We start from the raw sequence: 20,274 nt of genomic DNA, 5'->3' as shown, positions 1-20,274 counted from the left end.
ACCCGGCTTCGCGCTGCACACCGACTTCCCCGGCGCCGAGGAACTCGCCCGTCGGCTCCCCGAGGGCCCGCCCGCCGCCGCATTCGGGCACCCGCACTGCCCGATCTCACGGTCGAACGCACAGCCGCGCAGGTCCGAGACGGGCACAGCCCACCGTAATCGGGCACACACGGGCAGCATCGGACCCGCAACAGGCCTGGTCGGTGCCGCGCACCCGCTGTAGAACTTTCACCCATGGGCCCCACTGGGCCCGAACGGGCAAGCAAGCACGGAAGCGGGTGACGGCCATGATCCCCAGGACAGCGGAAGAACGTCAGCGGGAGATCGTGCGGGCCGCGCGCGCCACCGGCTCGGTCGACGTCACCGCGCTCGCCGCCGAGCTGGGCGTGGCCAAGGAGACCGTACGACGGGATCTGCGCGCCCTGGAGGACCACGGCCTGGTCCGCCGCACCCACGGCGGCGCCTACCCCGTGGAGAGCGCCGGCTTCGAGACGACGCTCGCCTTCCGGGCCACCAGCCACGTTCCCGAGAAGCGCCGGATCGCGGCCGCGGCCGCCGAGCTGCTCGGCGACGCCGAGACCGTCTTCGTCGACGAGGGCTTCACCCCGCAGCTCATCGCCGAGGCGCTGCCCAGGGGCCGGCCGCTGACCGTGGTCACCGCGTCCCTGCCGGTCGCCGGTACGCTGGCCGAAGCCGACGGCATCTCGGTCCTGCTGCTCGGTGGCCGGGTCCGCTCCGGCACACTGGCGACGGTCGATCACTGGACGACGAAGATGCTGGCCGGCTTCGTCGTCGACCTGGCCTACATCGGCGCCAACGGCATCTCCCGCGAGCACGGCCTGACCACCCCCGACCCCGCGGTCAGCGAGGTCAAGGCGCAGGCCATCCGCGCCGCGCGCCGCACGGTCTTCGCGGGCGTGCACACCAAGTTCGGAGCGGTCAGCTTCTGCCGGTTCGCCGAGGTCGGCGCGCTGGAGGCGATCGTGACGAGCACGCTGCTTCCGACGGCCGAGGCCCATCGCTACTCCCTGCTGGGACCGCAGGTCATCCGCGTCTGAAAACCACCCACCCACTTCGTACGGCACCCTTTGCCGAACGGTGCCCTTTATATCCCCATACGCCCATCTCCCCCATACGTCTATCTCCTCTCACGTCCAGGAGCGATCCATGCGAACCCAGAGCCGACGACGGCCCCCGCGAGCCACGCTCGCCATGGCCGCCGCAGGGACGCTGCTCGCCCCGCTGCTCTCCGGCTGCTGGGTCGGAGCGGGCGGGGCCGGATCGGGCGGCAACTCGATCAACGTCCTGATGGTCAACAACCCCCAGATGACCGAGTTGCAGAAGCTCACCGCCGCCCACTTCACACAAGAGACCGGCATCAAGGTCAACTTCACCGTCCTGCCCGAGAACGACGTCCGCGACAAGATCAGCCAGGACTTCGCCAACCAGGCCGGCCAGTACGACGTGGCCACCCTGTCCAACTACGAGATACCGATCTACGCCCGCAACGGCTGGCTGGAGGAGATGAACTCCCACGTCGCCAAGGACCCGGCGTACGACGAACAGGACGTCCTGGGGCCGATGCGCCAGTCCCTGACCGGCGACGACGGCAAGCTCTACGGCCAGCCCTTCTACGGCGAGTCGTCCTTCCTGATGTACCGCAAGGACGTGTTCGCGAAGCAGGGCCTGACGATGCCCGCCCACCCCACCTGGACCCAGGTGGCCGACCTCGCCGCGAAGACCGACGGCGCCGAGCCGGGCATGAAGGGCATCTGTCTGCGCGGCCTGCCGGGCTGGGGCGAGGTGATGGCCCCCCTCACCACGGTCGTGAACACCTTCGGCGGCACCTGGTTCGACAAGAACTGGAAGGCACAGCTCGACTCCCCCGCCTTCGAGAAGGCGACCAAGTTCTATGTCGACCTGGTCCGCAAGCACGGCCAGTCCGGCGCCGCCCAGTCCGGCTTCGCCGAGTGCCTGAACAACATGACCCAGGGCAAGGTCGCCATGTGGTACGACGCCACCTCCGCCGCCGGTTCCCTGGAGGCGGCCAACTCCCCCGTCAAGGGCAAGCTCGGCTACGCCCCCGCCCCCGTCGAGCAGACCAAGTCCTCCGGCTGGCTCTACACCTGGGCCTGGGGCATCCAGAAGGCGTCCCGCAACCACGACAAGGCCTGGAAGTTCGTCTCCTGGGCGTCCAGCAAGCAGTACGAGCAGCTGGTCGGCGACCAGATCGGCTGGTCCAACGTCCCCGCGGGCAAGCGCGCGTCGACGTACACCAACCCCGCCTACGTCAAAGAGGCCGCCGCCTTCCAGGAGATGACCAAGGAAGCCATCGAGGGCGCCCGGCCCAACGACCCCGGCGTGCAGCCGCGCCCCGCGCCCGGCATCCAGTTCGTCGGCATCCCCGAGTTCACCGATCTCGGCACCAAGGTCTCCCAGGAGATCAGCGCGGCCATCGCCGGACGCCAGTCCATCGAGTCGGCCCTGAAGAAGTCCCAGCAGCTCGCCGAGCGGATCTCCGAGGAGTACGAGGGACGATGACCGCGACGACAACGGCCCCTGTGGCCACCGCTCCCGTTCGCACCGTGAAGCAGCCCTCCGCCCGGCTGCGCGCCTGGGCGACCCGGGCCCCCCTGCTTCCCGCCCTGATCTTCATGATCGCGGTCACCCAGCTCCCGTTCGTGGCCACGCTGGTGATCTCCTTCTTCGACTGGAACGCCCTCTATCCCAAGGCCCGGCACTTCACCGGTCTCGAGAACTACCGCCAGGTGCTGACCGACGCGGACCTGCGCCAGTCCGTGTGGACGACGGTCCTGCTGACGGTCGGGGTGGTCCTGGTCAGCCTGGTGCTGGGCCTCGCCCTGGCGCTGCTCCTCGACCGGAGGTTCCGCGGCCGGGGCGTGGTCCGCACGCTCCTCATCGCGCCCTTCCTCGTGGTCCCCGTCGCGGCGGCCCTGCTCTGGAAGCATGTGCTCTACAACCCCGAATACGGCCTGCTCAATGGGTTGCTGCACTATGTGGGCGGCCCACAGCCGGACTGGATCTCCAACACCCCGCTGCTCGCGGTCGAGGCGTCCCTCGTCTGGCAGTGGACGCCGTTCATGATGCTGATCCTGCTGGCGGGCCTGCAGAGCCGTGACCAGCAGCAGATCGAAGCGGCGAGGGTGGACGGCGCGAGCGACTGGCAGATCTTCCGCCACCTGACGCTCCCGCACCTGCGCCGCTACCTGGAACTGGGCGCCCTCCTGGGCTCCATCTACATCGTCCAGAACTTCGACGCCGTCTTCACGATCACATCCGGCGGCCTGGGCACGGCGAACCTGCCCTACACCGTCTACCAGAGCTTCTACCAGGCCCACGAGAACGGCCTCGCCTCGGCCGCCGGCGTCCTGGTGGTCATCGGCTCGATCATCATCGCGACCTTCGCGCTGCGCGTGGTGTCGTCCCTGTTCCGCGAGGAGGTGTCCCGGGCATGAGCGCCATCGCCGTACAGAACCGCGTGCGCGGCCGTCGTAAGGGAGCGGGCCTGGGCCTGGTGGCCTGGCTGGCGGGAATCGTCTTCTTCCTGCCCATCGCCTGGATGGCCCTGACGTCCTTCCACTCGGAGCAGGACGCGGCCACCAACCCGCCGTCCTTCACCGCCGCCCTGACCCTGGACGGCTACCGCGAGTTCTTCGGCACGGGCGGCGGCGCCAGCCCCTGGCCGGCGCTGATCAACTCGACGGTGGCCTCGGTGGCCTCGACGCTCTTCGTGCTGCTGCTGGCCCTCCCGGCGGCCTACGCGCTCTCGATCCGCCCGGTGAAGAAATGGACGGACGTCCTGTTCTTCTTCCTGTCGACGAAGATGCTGCCGGCGGTGGCGGGCCTGCTGCCGATCTATCTCTTCGCCAAGAACACCGACATGCTGGACAACATCTGGCTGCTGGTCATCCTCTACACCTCCATGAACCTGCCGATCGCGGTGTGGATGATGCAGTCCTTCCTGGCCGAGGTCCCGGTGGCGATCATCGAGGCGGCACGCGTGGACGGCGCGCGCCTGCCGACGATCCTCGCGCGCGTGGTGGCCCCCATCGCGCTCCCCGGCATCGCCGCCACAGCCCTGATCTGCTTCATCTTCAGCTGGAACGAACTGCTCTTCGCGAGGGTGCTGACCGGCGTGGTAGCGGAAACAGCCCCCGTCTTCCTGACCGGCTTCATCACCAGCCAGGGCTTGTTCCTGGCGAAGGTGTGCGCCGCGTCGCTCGTCATCTCCCTGCCGGTGCTCGCCGCGGGGTTCGCCGCCCAGGACAAACTCGTCCAGGGCCTGTCGTTGGGAGCCGTGAAATGAAGGCCGCCGTCATCGAGTCCGTGGGCCGTGCCGTCGTCGCCGAGGTCCCGGACCCGACGCCAGGACCGCGCGAAGTCGTCGTCGAGGTGGCGGCCTGCGGCCTGTGCGGCACGGACCTGCACATCCTGCAGGGCGAGTTCGCCCCGAAGCTGCCGATCGTGCCGGGACACGAGTTCGCGGGCGCGGTGGTCGGGGTGGGAACCCAGGTCACGGAGCTGTCGGTGGGCGACAGGGTGGCGGTCGACCCGTCGCTGTACTGCTACGAGTGCCGGTACTGCCGTACGGGCCACAACAACCTCTGCGAACGCTGGGCGGCGATCGGCGTGACGACGGCGGGGGGCGCGGCGCAGTACGCCGTGGCCCCGGTCGCGAACTGCGTACGACTGCCCGAGCACGTCCGCACCGAGGACGCGGCGCTGGTGGAACCCCTGTCCTGCGCCGTTCGCGGCTACGACGTCCTGCAGTCGCGCCTGGGCGCGCACGTCCTGATCTACGGCTCCGGGACGATGGGCCTGATGATGCTGGAGCTGGCCAAGCGGACGGGGGCGGCGAGCGTGGACATGGTGGACGTCAACGCGTCCCGCCTGGAGACGGCCCGCCGCCTGGGCGTCTCGGCGTCGGCCGCGAACCCGGACGAACTGGACCGCCCGCAAGGGTGGGACCTGGTGGTCGACGCGACCGGCAACGCGGCGGCGATCCAGGACGGCCTGGACCGGGTGGCGAAGGCGGGCACGTTCCTGCAGTTCGGGGTGGCGGACTACGCGACGCGGGTGACGATCGACCCGTACCGCATCTACAACCAGGAGATCACCATCACGGGCTCCATGGCGGTCCTCCACAGCTTCGAACGGGCGGCGGAGCTGTTCGCGAACGGCGTCCTCGACCCCGAGATCTTCATCAGCGACCGGATCCCGCTGGAGCGGTACCCGCAGGCGCTGGAGCAGTTCGCGGCGGGGGTGGGCCGGAAGATCGTGGTGGTGCCGTAGGTACTCCTTGCCCACCCGCCCGCCCGACTCGGTCACCCAAGAGGCGACTCGGTGGGTCGACAGGTGACGTTCGCCCCGGTGGTCCACCTCTCGAGGTACCGAGACGGGTGGTTGGGTGGGCATAGGCCCGGGGGTCCAGGGGGCGGAGCCCCTGGCGGGGTCGAAGGGGCAGCGCCCCTGGGGATGGGACCGGTAGGGGCGGCGGGGGCGAAAAACCCCTGGGCCCACCCACCACCAGCCCTCTACGATCCCCGATATGCCCCATCCCCATGGATTCTCATACACCGAGCACTCCGACGGCACCGTACGGATAACGCACCACGCCCGCCCCGCCGGAACCCTCCGCGGCCCCCGAGCCGCACAGTTCCTCACCGAGGTGGCATCCGGCGACCCCCAACTCGTCATGGCCCGCTGGACCGGAAACTACAGACGCGGCAACGAACGCACCGCCCGCACCCACCCCCGCAACACCCGCTGACCGCCCCCGCCCCGATTGGCCGTCGGTAAGGGAACGGTAAAACGCCCTCGCTCGTTCAACCGGGCATGACAGCTATGACCCCCGGCTCGAACATCCCTCTCCCCGCCGCCCGCGTGACGGTGGACGTCGCCGCCCCCGTGCGGCTCGACGTATCGGGCCTGCTGCTCACCGCCGACGGCAAGGTGCGCTCCGACGACGACTTCATCTTCTACAACCAGCCCGCCGGCCCCGGCGTGACGTACCGCTCCGGCGGCGGCACGTCCCCCGACGCGATCACGGTGGACACCTCCGCCGTCCCCCCGGGCATCGAGAAGATCGTGGTCACCGCCAGCCCGGACGCCGCGGGCCAGACGTTCCAGGGCATCGAACCCACGGCCACCATCCGCAACGCGGACGACAACAGCGTCCTGGCCACCTTCACGCCCCCGCAGCTCGGCACCGAGACGGCACTCGTCATCGTGGAGGTCTACCTCCGCAACGGCGCCTGGAAGGCCCGCGCCGTCGGCCAGGGCTACGCCAACGGCCTCGCGGGCATCGCCACCGACTTCGGCGTCTCGGTCGAGGAGCCGGCCCCCGCCGCCCCGGCCCAGCCGGTCGCCCCGCCCCCGCCGACCCTGCAGACCCCGGTGGCCCCGCCGGCCCCGTCGATGGACCCGCGCGTCACCGCGCCCCCGGCGCCCGCCGCTCCCCCGGCCCCGCCCGCCCCCGCGCTGGGCGCCGGGAAGATCAACCTCGACAAGGGCCGGGTCAGCCTCCAGAAGAACCAGACCGTCTCCCTGGTCAAGGGCGGCCGCCCGCTGCTCTCCCAGGTCAAGATGGGCCTCGGCTGGGAGCCGGCGTACCGCGGCAAGGACATCGACCTGGACGCCTCGGTCATCGCCTACGGCCCGCAGCGCAACCACATCGACAGCTGCTACTTCGGCAAGCTGTCCATCGTGAACGGCGCGATCAAGCATTCCGGCGACAACCTCACCGGCGAGGGCGGCGGCGACGACGAGGTGATCGTTGTCGACCTCGGCCGCCTCCCGCAGGACGTCACCGGACTGGTCTTCACCGTCAACTCCTTCTCCGGCCAGAAGTTCACCGAGGTCGCCAAGGCCTACTGCCGCCTCCTGGACGCCGCGACCGGCGAGGAACTGGTCCGCTTCGACCTCACCAACGCCGAAGCGCAGACGGGCGTGATGATGGCCAAGTTGATCAAGCAGTTCTCCGGCGAGTGGGAGATGACGGCGATGGGCGACTTCGTGAAGTCCCGCACCGTGCGGGGGATGGTGAAGCCGGCCGCCCAGGCGCTGTAGCCAGAGCCCCGGATCCCGAGGAACCACTACTGGGCCGGCTGCTGGGCGTGCACCCTGCCGAGGAAGTCCCGCACCAGGGCGACGACCTCCTCCAGATGGGTCTCCAGCAGCCAGTGCCCGCCATCGAGCAGGTGCAGTTCGGCGTCCGGAAGGTCGCGCAGGTAGGCGCGTGCGGCTCCCTCGGGCATATAGCCGTCCTGAGGCCCCCAGGCGATCAGTGTCGGAGGGCGATGCTCCCGCAGGTACCTCTGGTACCTCGGGAACCAGTCGAGGTTCTCCCGCAGGCCCTCCATCAGCCCGACCATGATCTCGCGGCGCCGCGGGGAGGCCAGCAGCGGCCAGGACAGCTTCCACAGGTCGGGGCTGATCAGATCGACGAGCCGCTCGTCGATCTCGCCGACGAACTCGTGCCGCAGCCCCTCCTCGGTCACGGCCTCCAGCAGCCGCGCCCGCCCGTCCGGCGTCGGGTGGTCCCAGTACTCCTTGAGCGCCTTGTACTTCGGGCCGAGCTCGTCCTGGTAGATGTCCCCGTTCTGGATGACGAGGGCCGCGACCCGCTCCGGTGCGCGCATCGCCAGCCGCAGCCCGATCTGGGAGCCGTAGTCGTGCAGGTAGAGGGCATACCGCCGAAGCGTCAGCGCGGCGGTGAACCGCTCCAGGAAGTCGGCGTACCCGTCGAAGGTGTACGAGAAGTCGGCTGGGTCCGGGGTGTCGCTGTAGCCGAAGCCGGGGAAGTCGGGTGCGACAAGCCGCCACCGGTCGGCGAGAGCCGGCATGAGGGCGCGGAACTGGAACGAGGAGGACGGATAGCCGTGCGGGAGCAGGACGGCGGGGGCGTCCGGGGGGCCGGCCTCACGGTAGAAGACGCGGATTCCGTCGATGTCCATGTACCGGTGTGCCGTCCTGCGGGCCGGGGTGTCGATCGTTACCGCCTCCTGTGCTGGTCGGACACGGAGACGGCTCGGAGTACCCGCGAGAGCCCTGACGAAACGGGAGGGTCCAGCGCCGGGCCCGCGGTGGAGATCCTCGCCGATGTCGGCCGCCGGGGCCTGGGCGCGCAGACATCAGGCCCGCCGGACGTCAACCCCTCAAGGCCGCAATCCCTCCGTAAGCAACGCCAGGTACCGGCGGATGTGCGTCCCCTCCCCGTCCGCCAGCTCCGACGCCGTCGCGACCCCGTGGGCCAGGCGCAGGACGTCGATCGGGTCGACGTCCCGCCGTAGCGTCCCCTCCTCCTGCGCCGCCCCGACCAGCCGCGCCGCCGCGCTCTTGACGGAGTCGCCGCAGGCGGTCACCACGGCCGGGCTGCCGTCCGTGACGGCGGACCCGAGCAGGGCCTTCAGCCCGCGGACCTGGATCATGCCGGCGCTGAGTTCGTTCAGCCACTCCACGAGCGCCTCACCCGGCGGCAGCCGCGCGGCGATGTCGTCGGCCCGCGCCGCGATCGCCTCGATTCGGTCGAGGTACGCCGCCTCCAACAGTGCCTGCCGCGTCGGGAAGTGCCGGTACAGAGTGCCGGAGCCGACCCCCGCCCGCTTGGCGATGTCGTCGAGGGACGCGTTTTCCCCGTGCTCGGCGAACGCCTCGGCCGCCATCTCCAGCAACCGCTCGTGGTTGCGCCGGGCGTCCGCTCGCATGGGCCTGACCTGCGCCATCCAGATACTCCTTGCGGACCGGGGACCCTCTCCGAATCCTACAGCGCAACAAAAGGGTACACACCGGCCCGCATCGGCCGACGAGATCACCTGTCCGGCGGATCATGCCGCAGACGCGGGGGCTGGCACGCCCATCTGCGGCGTTGTCGTCGGTTGCCGACTCCCCCATCGCGTCGATGCCCTCCTCCGCCTTGCGGCTGGACGCACCGGACTCCACTCATCAGCGTTGACGGGGGCGCCGCCGATTTCCTGCGACCTGATCCGCCGGACAGGCCCTAGAACAGCGCGCTGTAGGCGTTGAGTGCCGGCTGGCCGCCCAGGTGGGCGTACAGCACCGTCGAGTCCCGCCCGATCTCCCCGCGCCCCACCAGATCGATCATCCCGGCCATCGACTTCCCCTCGTAGACGGGATCGGTGACCATGCCCTCGGTGCGGGCCGCGAGCCGCATGGCCTCCAGGGTCGTCTCGTCGGGGATGCCGTACGTCCCCGCGTGATACCGCTCGTCGAGCTCGACGTCCGCTTCCGTCAACTCTCCCTTGAGGCCGATGAGTTGCCCGGTGTTGTGCGCGATCCGCGCGATCTGCTCCCGGGTGCGGGCGGGCTCCGCCGACGCGTCGATGCCGATCACGCGCCGCGTCCGCCCGCCCGCCTCCTCCAGCGCACGGAACCCGGCGACCATGCCGGCCTGGGTGGACCCGGTCACCGAGCACACGACCACGGTGTCGAAGAAGATCCCCAACTCCCGCTCCTGCTCGACCACTTCATACGCCCACCCGGCGAAGCCGAGACCGCCGAGCGGATGGTCGGAGGCGCCGGCGGGAATGGCGTACGGCTTCCCGCCTCCCTCCTCGACGTCCCGGAGCGCCTGCTCCCAGCTCTCCTTGAACCCGATCCCGAAGCCGGCCCTCACCAGCCGTACGTCGGCTCCGGCGAGCCGGCTGATCAGGATGTTGCCGACCTTGTCGTACACGACGTCGGGCCACTCCACCCAACTCTCCTGCACCAGAACGCACTTGAGCCCGGCGCGAGCGGCGCAGGCGGCGACCTGCCGGGTGTGGTTCGACTGCACCCCACCGATCGAGACGAGTGTGTCGCAGCCCTTCGCGAGCGCGTCGGCGATCAGGTACTCCAGCTTGCGGGTCTTGTTCCCGCCGTACGCGACACCGGAGTTGCAGTCCTCGCGCTTGGCCCAGAGGGCGGCGCCGCCGAGGTGCGCGGTGAGCCGCTCCAGGGGGTGCACGGGCGACGGTCCGAAGAGGAGGGGGTGACGGCCGTAGGAAGACAGAGGCGAGGAAAGGGACATGGGTCCTCCCGGGTCAGTCGGTGTCGGCGAGCCCTTCCAGACCCCGCCAGATCTCCGCCGTGACACGGACCGCCTCGTCCACGTCACCGGCCGCGCAGGCCTCGATCAGCTGATCGTGCAGCCCGGCCGAACGGCAGTTGCCGCCCTCGCCGAAGCGCCGTCGCTCCAGCCGGCGGATGAGCGGGGTGTAGCGCGTGATGGTCGCGGCGGCGGCGTGGTTGCCGCTCACCCGGACCAGGACGTCGTGGAGTTCGTCATCGGCCTCCAGTGCCGCGTCCACGTCGCCCGCGCCGACGGCCGCCGCGAAGCACTCGTTGGCCTCGCGCATCGCCTCGATGTCGGCGGCGAACAACCGGGGTACGGCGACCCGTGTCACCAGCTCGTGCATGGCCCCGACCACGGCCGCCGCGTCCCGTACGTCGGCGGCCACGACCCGAGTGACCCGCGTGTAGCTCTGCGGCTTGCTCTCCAGCAGCCCCTCGTCCACGAGCCGCGCGAAGGCCTCGCGCACCGGCGCCCGGGACAGCCCGAGCTGCTCGGCCAGCTCGGCGTCCCGGACGACCGCGCCGGGCTCGATCTCCCCGGAGACGATGGCGTCCCGGATCGAGGCGTAGGCGCGGTCCCTGAGCAGGGTGCGGGGGGCGGGTCGGATGGCCTCCATGGATTGAAATGTTAGATATCAGCTCCTCCAGAAGCAAGCTTCTGGGGCAGAGAAAACAGCTCAGGCACTCGAAGTGACGGGCACGGGACCCACTCTGGGAGGGTCTCTCTGGTCACAGGCATTGGCTACCCGGCGCCTAGCACAAGGCCGTTCACTACGAACAGTCCAGAAGGACTGGCAGTAACGCCGTAAAAGCGCCTCCCTCCTACCGGCGTGACGCTCTTCACCCTGTCCAGGGCTACGGCTTCGTCATATCCATGCATTTCACTACGCGCTGGGGCCACGTACCCAACCGCATGAGTCACTCGCTCCAGCTTGTGAGCCTTGTAGCCGATGCGAAGTTTCAGCTGCCCTGCCAGTCGAACCATCACGGTAGCTCGCGACACTTCGACGATGTGAATCGGCCGACGGCTTGCGATGATATTGCCGTTGATTGCGATACCGTGGCGTACTCGACAGTCCCGAGAGACAGCCGATCCAGAAGTCGCGGCTGAGCAACCTGTCAGGCAACGCTTTCCGGTCACACCGTTGCCCCCAGACACCGTAACGACGGAGGCATTCAGTCAGGCACGCACGCCACACCCGCGCTCAGTGGCGAAACTCCGCATGAATTCCACCGCCCCGTCCTGCGAATCATCATGGCACTCAGGAGTACATGACGTCATTCCGCCGTCACCGAGCATGGCGCCGACGAAGTATCCGTCGTGAGCGCTTCCCTCGATGCCGAAGTGACCAGCAAGCAAGGGGAACGGGATCCGATCACCGGGAACCAGGGCGTCGGCCCGCTTCCACTCCCACGCCAGGCCGGGCACGACTTCAACCACCCGACCGGACACAAACCGGACGCTGAGCGCCTCGTGAGCGATACCGCTGAAGCAGGCACTCGGCTGAACCGAAATGAGATCGCCGACCGAATGGTCGCGCGAGCCTTGGTGCTGGTATCCCATTCCTTACTGTACGAAAGCGCAGGGAGACGTCTCTCGATCACGTCCTCAATGGTCCTCATCGAGCCGTCGCCAAGCCATACGCGGGAGCCCTCGGAGACCCCTCCCTGCAACTCCCTGTCCACAGCGCCTCTTCAACTCTCCCCGGCTGCCAGTTCGATACTCGAAACGCTATTCCGGCAAGAGAGACAAGTTCAGAGTTGCTAGGCAGAGCCACTCTTTCGAGGGACCTGAACCGGTTATCGCCGCTGCCGCTTCCAGGGCCCGGTGATGGCCAGCAGAATGCCCGGGTCCTGGATGTTGGCGAACAGCGTGCGGCCGTCGGGCGAGAAGGTGACACCGGCGAACTCGCTGTATTCCGGCTCCTCTTCGGTGCCGACGTTCAGGTCGTTGCGGGCGATGGGGTACGTACGGCCGCTGTCGGTCGCGCCGAAGAGGTGCGAGACGCCCTCGCCGTCCTCGGCGAGGATCAGGCCGCCGTACGGGGAGACGGTGATGTTGTCGGGGCCGTCGAAGGCACCGTCCTTGGACGGGTCGGGGTTGACGCCGAGCAGGACCTTCAGCGTCAGCGTGCGGCGCTTGGGGTCGTAGAACCAGACCTGGCCGTCGTGCGCGACGGGGCTCTCCTCACGGGCGTAGGAGGAGACGATGTAGGCGCCGCCGTCGCCCCACCACATGCCCTCCAGCTTGCGGGCGCGGGTGATCTCGCCGGCGCCGAACTGCTTGCGCACGGCGACGGTCTTGGCGTCGCGGTCGGGTACGTCCACCCAGTCCACGCCGTACACGGTGCCGATCTTCGTGGCGCGGGAGAGGTCGTCGACGAACTTGCCGCCGGAGTCGAAGCACTTGGGCGCCTGGAGGACGCCGGCGTCGTCCGGGAGCGTGCGGAACTTGCCGCGGCCGTACTCGAAGCCCTTGGGCGGGGTCCAGCGGAAGAAGAGGCCGTTGGGGTTCGAGGCGTCCTCGGTGAGGTAGGCGTGGCCGCGCCTGGGGTCGATGACGACGGCCTCGTGGTCGTAGCGGCCGAAGAACTTCAGCGGCTTGGGGGCGCGGTTGGCGCGCCGGTCGACGGGGTCGACCTCGAAGACGTAGCCGTGGTCCTTGGTCATGCCGTTGGTGCCGGCCCGGTCGGAGTTCTCCTCGCAGGTGAGCCAGGTGCCCCAGGGAGTGCTGCCGCCGGCGCAGTTGGTGGAGGTGCCGGCGATGCCGACCCATTCGGCGACCTGTCCGTCGGGGCGGACCTCGACGACCGTGCAGCCGCCGGAGGCGGCGGGGTCGTAGACGAGGCCCTCGGTGAGCGGGACCGGGTACTTCCAGTTGGCGCGCGGGCCCTTCAGCTCATGGTTGTTGACGAGCAGAGTCGTGCCGCGCGGGCCGGCGAAGGTGGCCGTGCCGTCGTGGTTGGAGGGGGTGAACTCGCCCGACTCCAGCTTGGTCTTTCCGCTGTGGGTGAGGATGCGGTACTTGAACCCGGCGGGCAGCGCGAGGATGCCCTTCGGGTCGGGGAGCAGGGGTCCGTAGCCGACCCCGCCGGACGCGTCCGCCGACTCCTCCCCCGCACTGTCGGTGTCGTAGGACGCGAGGGCTCCCGGAGCGGTGGCGAGGGCGCCGACGCTGCCCGCCAGCGCGACACCGGCACCGGTGATCGCGGATTTTCTGGCGAAGTCCCTGCGGGTGAGCGACATGGTGTCTCCTGTGACGGTGGGTATGCCAGTGGAGGGTGGCGGACCTCGGTCGGCGCCACGGTCCCGCCCATGTCTGAACGCGGGTTGAACGCCGGGAGACTTCACCGGGTCCGCTTCCATGAACCCGTAACACACCGTGCGAGGGGCCGACGGCCCAGACGTCAACTACCCTGCTGCGACCGCGCCTTGAAGGCCGCCTTGCGTGCCTCCTTGGCGATCTTCTTGTCCGGGTGCAGCCGCCCCATCGCCTCCAGCACGTCCGCCGTGGCCGGGTGGTCGACCCGCCAGGCCGTCGTGAAGAACCCGCTGTGGTGCTGGGCCAGCCCCTCCACCAGCGCCCTCAGCTCCGCGGAGTTCCCCTCGGCCGCCAGCTGGGCGGCGATCGTGTCGACGGTCAGCCAGAACACCATGTCCCCGGACGGCGCCGGCACGTCCGGGGCGCCCCGCTCGGTCAGCCAGACCCGTGCCAGTCCGCCGAGCTCGGCGTCGTCGAGCACCTCGCGCAGCGCTGGCTCGGCCTGTGCGCCGACCAGCGACAGCGCCTGCTGGCAGCGCAGCCGCCGCAGCGGCGCGCCGGTGTCCGAGCCGCGCGCGGCCGCCAGCAACTCGCGTGCGGCGGCGAGGGGGTCGCGGTGCGCCAGCCACTGTTCGGTCTCGGCCTGCGCCGCCGCCGGCGGGAACGTCGCCGTCCCGTCGAACAGCGCGTCGGCGCCCTTGTCCGCGAGGTCGCCGACCGCGGGTGCCTCGACCCCGGCCTCCAGCAGCCGCGCCCGCAGCCCGTACAGGCCGAGCGGGGTCAGTCGCACCATGCCGTAGCGGGAGACGTCGGTCTCGTCGACGGGGGCCGACGGCTCCTCGGCGGTGTCCGCCATCAGGGCCTCGTCGACCGGCTGGTACTCCACCAGCCCTACCGGCTCAAGCATCCGGAACTGGTCGTCGAGGCGCATCATCGCGTCGGACACCTGCTCCAGTATGTCGTTGGTGGGCTCCCCCATGTCGCTGGGCACGATCATCGACGCGGCCAGCGCGGGCAGCGGGACGGCGCCGTCGCCCGGCCCGTCCTCGTTGAGGGTGAGCAGGTACAGGTTCGCGAGCACGCCGTCCAGGAACTCCGCCTCGGCCTCCGGGTCCCAGTCCAGGGACGACAGGTCGATCTCGGCGCCCGTGTCCACGGCCTCCACCAGGTCGTCCAGGTCCGGCACGCTCGCGTCGGCGACCACCGTCTCCAGGGCGCCCAGCCAGACCGCGAGCACGTCCTGCGGCGCACCGCCGGTCAGGCGGGCCAGGTCCGCGCCCGCCGCGACGGTGCCCGCTTCCTCATCGATGACCTCGACGAGCCCGGTGTCGACGGCGACCCGCCAGGCCTCGCTCGCGTCCGCCGCGGCGTCCTCCCCGCTCAGCCCGAGGGCCTCGGCCGCCGCCGGCAGCTGTTCGTCGACGAGTCCGGCTCCGGCGTCGACGCGGGTGTCCGGGCCGGCCCAGCGGGCGAGCCGCGCGGCCCTCGACAGCAGCGGCGTGGACAGCGCGTCCCGCGCCAGCTCCGCTTCGGGGTGCAGCCGCGCCGGCGGCAGGGGGGAGCTGTCTGACATCGGCTGGTTCTCCTAGGGGACGCGACGTACTACTCAGCCGCTCAGCCTAGACCGCTTTCCACCCATGCCGCCCGGTTCATCTCCCGGACAGGACCCGTACATGGCTGAAACCTTGACAAGTGGCTTGACCAGGCAGGAGATTACGCGCGTAGAAACCTGTCGGACACTTGTTCACTGTATTTTCTACGCGCGTCGCCACCGCCCCACAGGTCGCGGCTCCCACGGTTCCACGCTCCACCCTCGTCCCGGCGCCCATGTACGTCCCCGGAGGGATCCCGTTGCCGAGCAAGTCTTCCGCGCGTCTCGCCGCGCTCACCGTCGCCGCCGTCTGTTCCGCGGCGTCGACCGTCGTCCTCACCTCGCCCGCGCACGCGGACTCCGTGCGCATCCATGACATCCAGGGCACGACCCGGATATCCCCGTACGCCGGCAAGCAGGTCACGGACGTGACCGGAATCGTCACCGGCGTGCGCACCTACGGCTCGTCCCGTGGCTTCTGGATCCAGGATCCGAACCCGGACGCGGACCCGGCCACCAGTGAGGGTGTCTTCGTCTTCACCAGCTCCCCGAAGGTGGCGGTCGGAGACGCGGTGACCGTCTCCGGCACGGTCTCGGAGTTCGTCCCCGGCGGCACCTCCTCCGGCAACCAGGCGCTGACCGAGATCGTCCGCCCGACGGTCACGGTCGTCTCCAGCGGCAACGCGGTTCCGGCCGCCACCGTCATCGACGCGAGGTCCGTGCCGAGCGCCTACGCCCCGGCCGGCGACGCGGGCGCGAACGGTTCGGTCAACGGCCTGACCCTGAGGCCGTCGAAGTACGCCCTGGACCGCTACGAGTCCCTGGAGGGCATGAACGTCCAGGTCTCCGACACGCGTGTGGTCGGCGCCACCGACCCGTTCACCGAGCTGTGGGTCACGGTCAAGCCGTGGGAGAACCGCAACCGCCGCGGCGGCACGGTCTACGGCTCCTACGACTCCCAGAACACCGGCCGGCTCCAGATCCAGTCCCTCGGCGCGGTCGCCGACTTCCCGGCCGCGAACGTCGGCGACACCCTCACCGGGACCACCGCGGGCCCGCTGGACTACAACCAGTTCGGCGGCTACACCCTCGTCGCCAACAAGATCGGCACACTGAAGGGCGCCGGCCTCGAGCGGGAGACCACCGAGAAGCAGAAGAGGGGCGAGCTGGCGGTCGCGACGTACAACGTCGAGAACCTCGACCCGACCGACGCCACCTTCGAGGAGCACGCCGCCGCGATCGTGCACAACCTCCAGTCGCCCGACATCGTGTCCCTGGAGGAGATCCAGGACAACAACGGCGCGACGAACGACGGCACGGTCGCCGCCGACCGGACGATGACGAAGCTGATCGACGCGATCGTGGCGGCCGGCGGCCCGAAGTACGACTGGCGCTCGATCGACCCGGCCAACAACACCGACGGCGGGCAGCCGGGCGGCAACATCCGCCAGGCGTTCCTGTTCAACCCACAGCGGGTGTCCTTCACCGACCGCGCGGGCGGCGACGCCACGACCGCCGTCGGCGTCACCAAGGAGCACGGCAGGGCGGCGCTGACGGTCTCCCCCGGCCGGATCGACCCGACGAACACCGCCTGGGCCAACAGCCGCAAGCCGCTGGCCGGCGAGTTCCTCTTCCGCGGCCGTACGGTCTTCGTGATCGCCAACCACTTCGCCTCAAAGGGCGGCGACCAGGCACTGCACTCGCAGTACCAGCCGCCGACGCGCAGCTCGGAGACCCAGCGGCACGCCCAGGCGACCGCGGTGAACACCTTCGTCAAGCAGATCCTGGCCACCCAGAAGAACGCGGACGTCGTCACCCTCGGCGACATCAACGACTTCGAGTTCTCCGCCACCACCAAGCTCCTGGAGGACGACGGCGCGCTCTGGTCGGCGATCAAGTCGCTGCCGAAGAGCGAGCGTTACTCGTACGTCTACCAGGGCAACGCCCAGGTTCTGGACCAGATCCTGGTCAGCCCGTCCATCCGGTGGTCCTGCGACTTCGAGTACGACAGCGTGCACGTCAACTCGGAGTTCAACGACCAGATCAGCGACCACGACCCGCAGGTGCTGCGGTTCGAGCCGTAATCGATCGCGGTGGTCAGGGCTGGCTGAACACCCCGTCCAGCCGGCCCTTCCAGGCGGCCTCGTCCGCCTTGGCATCGGCGCCGGACGCGCCCGGCCGACGGCGGCGAAGGAGTCGGACGCCTTGGACGCGTCGGGGCCGTCGAACGTGGTGAAGGCGACCGGGCGGCGGTCGCAGTGCGTCAGGTACTGGCGTTGAGGGTCTGCTCGGAGACGCCCTCGACGTTCTCGGCGCGGTGGGTGCAGTGGTGCGGCGGGTCCCAGGCGGTGACGGTCGAGCCGAAGGGGCCCTTGCCGCCCTCGCGCGGCTCGGGTTCCTCCACGAGAGGCGGCACCCCGTAGCGCCGGGCTGCGCACCCCACCCGGGCACCGCCGTCACTCACCCAATGGAAACCCGCTCACTCACCGTCCTCCATGCCTACACCGCCACACCCCCGCCGCGACCACCACCCCCGCGGCCGCGCCGACGATCAGCACGGGCCGGGGATGACGCACTCCGACCTGCACGGCGCTGCGGACCGGACCGGGCAGGCTGTGCTCAACGGCGTGACCCGCCTCGCTCGCCTTCCCCTGGACCGTGTGCCCCGCCTGCGCCGCACTGCTCCGCAGCTGCACCGTCACCGCTCCCGCCTTGTCCCGGAGATCGGCCGCCCGGGCCCGCGCCCGCCCCTTCACATCCGCCTTCCCGGCCAACTCCTCGACCGTGTCGCCGAGTTCACTCCGGGTCCGTTCGATCTCGCGGCGCAGTTCATCGGGCCCCTTCGCCCCCACCGCCTCGCGCCCCTGCGCCGCCTTGTCCCGCTCCTGCGTCATCGGTGCGCCCTTTCCTTGATCTCCTCGACGTCCGCCCTGACGCTGCCGAGGGCCTCCTCGGGCGTGGGCGGTGCGGCGCGGCGCAGCTGGGCGCGGCCGGTCGCCGCGAGCAGGCCCGCGAGTGCGAACAGCACGCCCGCCACGATGAGCGCCGCGGCCCACACGGGCAGCGCCAGCGAGAGCGCGGCGGCGGCCGTGGCGGCCAGGGCGAGCAGGCCGGCGTAGCCGACGGCGCCCGCGGCACCGAGCAGCCCGCCGCCACGTCCGGCGCGGCGGCCCTTCTCGGCCAGTTCCTCCTTGGCGAGGGCCACTTCCTGTCGTACGAGCCGCGAAAGCTGTTCGCTGGCCTGTCCGACGAGTTCCCCCACCGAATGGTGTTCGTCGTGTGCCGGCCTGGGGGCCGTGGTCCCGGTCACGGTTCCGCCTCCTCTCGGTTTCGGAACCCCCGGGTACCCTGACCGGCCCCCGGCTACCCGTGCGGCGCGCCGCCCGCCCCGTGCTCGCCGAGCCGCGCCAGCTGGGCCTGGAACCAGTCCAGCCGGGCCTGGAGGAGCGCGGCCTCCGCGACGAGTTCGGGTACGCCCAGCCCCTCGGCCCCGGCGAGGTCGGCCACGGGCGGCACCGCGCCCTTTCCGGCCACCACCCGCAGGCCCTCTCCGGCCAGCCGGGCGAACCCGGCCAGTGAGACGGACGTACGGCCGCGCAGGCATCCCCCGCATGAGGGGGCCAGCGCGCGCCAGCCGGGGCGGCCCCAGCCGGCGTCGGCGAGCGCCGCCGCGACTTTGCCGCAGGCGCACGGGCCGACCGTGGCGGTGCGCACCCGCTGGCGGGCGTAGCGGAAGCCGCGTTCGAAGCGGATGTAGCGGCCGAGTACCGAGACTTCGAGCAGGACGGCCGTCCGGTGCTCGGCCGTGCACAGCAGCGCCTCGGCCGTCGTACGGTCGTGCACGCAGTGGAAGCCGCAGTCGCAGCGGCGGTGCGGTGCCCGGTGCCGCAGGCCGTAGACGCAAGCCGCGTCGGCCAGGGCTCCGTACGGCAGCGCGCCGCCCAGCGACACACCGGTGAACCCGGCCCGGGTTCCGTCGTGGGACAGCACCGGGTGGGCGATCTTGTATCCGGTCGGCGGCTCCGTCGGGCGTTCCTCGGGGAGCCGCAGCCTCATCGGGCGGCCGGGGCCTCTTCGGGAGCTGACTCTTCGACGTCCCGGATCTCCGCGGCAAGTTCGAGATCGGGTTCTTCCACGGTGGCCTGCGGCCGCTCTTCCGCGACTCCGGTGGCGAGTGCCTTGCCGAGCTTCATGACGCCTCCCATGACCAGGGGTCGATGACCGTCCTGGCCATGGTGACCCATGAAGGGCCGGCTTGGACATAGGGCCATCGCGCCTCGGAGGACGCTGCCACGAACGGCCACCTCGCAGTAATCCTTACCGATACCTCGTAGGAAAATTAAGTGGAGCTTCACTGTAGCTCTGCCGAGACTACTCGCATGACGACAGCCCGACACTCCGCCACCCCCTCCGCCGCTCCCTTCGGCCGCGCGCTCTGTGCCATGATCACGCCCTTCGGCGACGCGGGCGCGCTCGATCTCGACGGGGCGCAGCGGCTCGCCGAGCGGCTGGTGACGGACGGCTGCGACGGCCTCGTGCTGTCCGGTACGACGGGCGAGGCGCCGACCACGACGGACGCGGAGAAGGCCGCGCTGATCACCGCGGTCCGGGAGGCGGTGGGCGACCGGGTGCCGATCGTCGCGGGCGTGGGTACCTTCGACACCCGGCACACCGTCGAACTGGCCCTCGCGGCCGAAAAGGCGGGCGCGGACGGCTTGTTGGTGGTCAGCCCGTACTACAGCAAGCCCCCTCAGGACGCCCTGGAGGAACATTTCCGCCAGGTCGCGGACGCGTCCGGGCTACCGGTGGCGCTGTACGACATCCCGGGCCGCACCGGCACCCGCATCGAGCCCGACACGATGATCCGGCTCGCCGAGCATCCCCGGATCGTGGCGGTCAAGGACTGCTCGTACGACTTCCTCGGCGCCCAGAAGGTCCTCTCCCGCACGGAGTTGGCGTACTACGCGGGCTGCGAGGAGCACAACCTCGCCCTGTACGCGGTGGGCGGCGCGGGGTACATCAGCACGGTCGCGAACGCCGCCCCGGCCCGACTCCGCGCCGTTCTGGACGCGTTCGACGCGGGAGACACCGCTGAGGCGGCCCGGTTGCAGCAACGCGCCACTCCGCTCATCGAGTTGATGATGTCGAGCGGACTGCCCGGCACGGTCACCGCCAAGGCCCTGCTCAACGCACTCGGTCTGCCCGCGGGCCCGGTCCGCGCCCCGCTGCGGCCCGCCGGCCGGGAGACGGCCGACGGGCTGCTGGCGGAGTACGAACGGCTGCTGGCCGGATGATCGGAAACGCCTGGTCAGAGCCTCCCGATCAGCAC

The 20,274-nt window shown here is 70.3% G+C and carries 21 protein-coding genes and 1 pseudogene; 10 read left to right on the top strand and 12 right to left on the bottom strand.

The annotated features are described in order from the left end of the window. The 8 genes from ABT063_RS14140 to ABT063_RS14105 form a co-directional block, all read left to right on the top strand. Positions 1 to 223 (top strand): hypothetical protein (locus ABT063_RS14140; protein ID WP_351057545.1); only part of this gene is annotated, 223 nt, incomplete at its 5' end. A gap of 64 nt (positions 224 to 287) precedes the next feature. After that, positions 288 to 1,058 carry a DeoR/GlpR family DNA-binding transcription regulator gene (locus tag ABT063_RS14135; RefSeq protein WP_351057544.1) on the top strand — a complete coding sequence of 257 codons (771 nt, stop codon included), beginning with the start codon at positions 288 to 290 and terminating at the stop codon, positions 1,056 to 1,058. Between the two features lie 109 nt (positions 1,059 to 1,167). Next, positions 1,168 to 2,541 (top strand): ABC transporter substrate-binding protein, encoded by a 1,374-nt coding sequence (locus tag ABT063_RS14130; RefSeq protein ID WP_351057543.1) that lies wholly within the window; start codon positions 1,168 to 1,170, stop codon positions 2,539 to 2,541. Next, positions 2,538 to 3,476 (top strand): carbohydrate ABC transporter permease, encoded by a 939-nt coding sequence (locus tag ABT063_RS14125; protein ID WP_351057542.1) that lies wholly within the window; start codon positions 2,538 to 2,540, stop codon positions 3,474 to 3,476. The genes ABT063_RS14130 and ABT063_RS14125 overlap by 4 nt, the downstream gene beginning before the upstream one ends. Then, positions 3,473 to 4,327 (top strand): carbohydrate ABC transporter permease, encoded by an 855-nt coding sequence (locus tag ABT063_RS14120; protein WP_351057541.1) that lies wholly within the window; start codon positions 3,473 to 3,475, stop codon positions 4,325 to 4,327. The genes ABT063_RS14125 and ABT063_RS14120 overlap by 4 nt, the downstream gene beginning before the upstream one ends. Beyond that, positions 4,324 to 5,313: a zinc-dependent alcohol dehydrogenase family protein gene (locus ABT063_RS14115; RefSeq protein ID WP_351057540.1), complete on the top strand. Its 990-nt coding sequence runs from the start codon at positions 4,324 to 4,326 to the stop codon at positions 5,311 to 5,313. The genes ABT063_RS14120 and ABT063_RS14115 overlap by 4 nt, the downstream gene beginning before the upstream one ends. Positions 5,314 to 5,569: 256 nt before the next feature. Next, positions 5,570 to 5,791, top strand: coding sequence for a hypothetical protein (locus ABT063_RS14110; RefSeq protein WP_351057539.1), 222 nt, complete (start codon positions 5,570 to 5,572; stop codon positions 5,789 to 5,791). A gap of 74 nt (positions 5,792 to 5,865) precedes the next feature. Next, the gene (locus tag ABT063_RS14105; protein ID WP_351057557.1) at positions 5,866 to 7,089 is read left to right on the top strand and encodes a TerD family protein; all 1,224 of its coding nucleotides are present in this window, start codon (positions 5,866 to 5,868) and stop codon (positions 7,087 to 7,089) included. Positions 7,090 to 7,115: 26 nt separating this feature from the next. Here the strand turns inward: ABT063_RS14105 and ABT063_RS14100 are convergent, their stop codons facing one another. The 7 genes from ABT063_RS14100 to ABT063_RS14070 form a co-directional block, all read right to left on the bottom strand. Beyond that, positions 7,116 to 7,976 carry an alpha/beta fold hydrolase gene (locus ABT063_RS14100; RefSeq protein WP_351057537.1) on the bottom strand — a complete coding sequence of 287 codons (861 nt, stop codon included), beginning with the start codon at positions 7,974 to 7,976 and terminating at the stop codon, positions 7,116 to 7,118. Between the two features lie 201 nt (positions 7,977 to 8,177). Continuing rightward, positions 8,178 to 8,744, bottom strand: coding sequence for a TetR/AcrR family transcriptional regulator (locus tag ABT063_RS14095; protein WP_351057536.1), 567 nt, complete (start codon positions 8,742 to 8,744; stop codon positions 8,178 to 8,180). A 275-nt stretch (positions 8,745 to 9,019) separates the two neighbouring features. Continuing rightward, a complete protein-coding gene (locus ABT063_RS14090; RefSeq protein WP_351057535.1) occupies positions 9,020 to 10,048 on the bottom strand; it encodes a 1-aminocyclopropane-1-carboxylate deaminase in 1,029 nt (342 codons plus the stop codon). Positions 10,049 to 10,061: 13 nt separating this feature from the next. Then, complete coding sequence (locus ABT063_RS14085; RefSeq protein ID WP_351057534.1) at positions 10,062 to 10,709, bottom strand: GntR family transcriptional regulator; 648 nt, start codon at positions 10,707 to 10,709, stop codon at positions 10,062 to 10,064. A gap of 563 nt (positions 10,710 to 11,272) precedes the next feature. After that, positions 11,273 to 11,656, bottom strand: a complete 384-nt coding sequence (locus tag ABT063_RS14080) for a hypothetical protein (protein ID WP_351057533.1) — start codon at positions 11,654 to 11,656, stop codon at positions 11,273 to 11,275. A 236-nt stretch (positions 11,657 to 11,892) separates the two neighbouring features. Next, complete coding sequence (locus ABT063_RS14075; RefSeq protein WP_351057532.1) at positions 11,893 to 13,338, bottom strand: alkaline phosphatase PhoX; 1,446 nt, start codon at positions 13,336 to 13,338, stop codon at positions 11,893 to 11,895. A 161-nt stretch (positions 13,339 to 13,499) separates the two neighbouring features. After that, the gene (locus ABT063_RS14070) at positions 13,500 to 14,927 is read right to left on the bottom strand and encodes a hypothetical protein (RefSeq protein ID WP_351057531.1); all 1,428 of its coding nucleotides are present in this window, start codon (positions 14,925 to 14,927) and stop codon (positions 13,500 to 13,502) included. A 278-nt stretch (positions 14,928 to 15,205) separates the two neighbouring features. Here ABT063_RS14070 and ABT063_RS14065 point away from each other — a divergent pair, with 278 nt between their 5' ends. Next, positions 15,206 to 17,029, top strand: coding sequence for a DUF8508 domain-containing protein (locus tag ABT063_RS14065; RefSeq protein WP_351057530.1), 1,824 nt, complete (start codon positions 15,206 to 15,208; stop codon positions 17,027 to 17,029). A gap of 87 nt (positions 17,030 to 17,116) precedes the next feature. On the opposite strand, the pseudogene ABT063_RS14060 reads toward ABT063_RS14065, so the two are convergent. The 5 genes and pseudogenes from ABT063_RS14060 to ABT063_RS14040 all read right to left on the bottom strand — a co-directional run. After that, positions 17,117 to 17,349, bottom strand: a pseudogene (locus tag ABT063_RS14060) (SRPBCC family protein); the annotation flags it as partial. Positions 17,350 to 17,428: 79 nt separating this feature from the next. Further along, positions 17,429 to 17,839, bottom strand: coding sequence for a DUF3618 domain-containing protein (locus ABT063_RS14055; protein WP_351057529.1), 411 nt, complete (start codon positions 17,837 to 17,839; stop codon positions 17,429 to 17,431). Then, positions 17,836 to 18,255, bottom strand: coding sequence for a phage holin family protein (locus ABT063_RS14050; RefSeq protein WP_351057528.1), 420 nt, complete (start codon positions 18,253 to 18,255; stop codon positions 17,836 to 17,838). The genes ABT063_RS14055 and ABT063_RS14050 overlap by 4 nt, the downstream gene beginning before the upstream one ends. 53 nt (positions 18,256 to 18,308) lie before the next feature. After that, on the bottom strand, positions 18,309 to 19,001 hold the full coding sequence (locus tag ABT063_RS14045; protein ID WP_351057527.1) for a hypothetical protein: 693 nt from the start codon (positions 18,999 to 19,001) through the stop codon (positions 18,309 to 18,311). Continuing rightward, entirely contained in the window at positions 18,998 to 19,138 is a 141-nt protein-coding gene (locus ABT063_RS14040) for a hypothetical protein (protein ID WP_351057526.1), read from the bottom strand. The genes ABT063_RS14045 and ABT063_RS14040 overlap by 4 nt, the downstream gene beginning before the upstream one ends. Before the next feature lie 186 nt (positions 19,139 to 19,324). Here ABT063_RS14040 and dapA point away from each other — a divergent pair, with 186 nt between their 5' ends. Next, entirely contained in the window at positions 19,325 to 20,239 is a 915-nt protein-coding gene (gene dapA, locus ABT063_RS14035) for a 4-hydroxy-tetrahydrodipicolinate synthase (protein WP_351057525.1), read from the top strand. Positions 20,240 to 20,274 lie beyond the last annotated feature (35 nt).

Source organism: Streptomyces sp. NPDC002838 (assembly GCF_040295365.1).
Lineage (GTDB): Bacteria > Actinomycetota > Actinomycetes > Streptomycetales > Streptomycetaceae > Streptomyces.
Note: the sequence above shows the minus strand (reverse complement) of the source record. Positions and strands in the feature narration are given on the sequence as shown.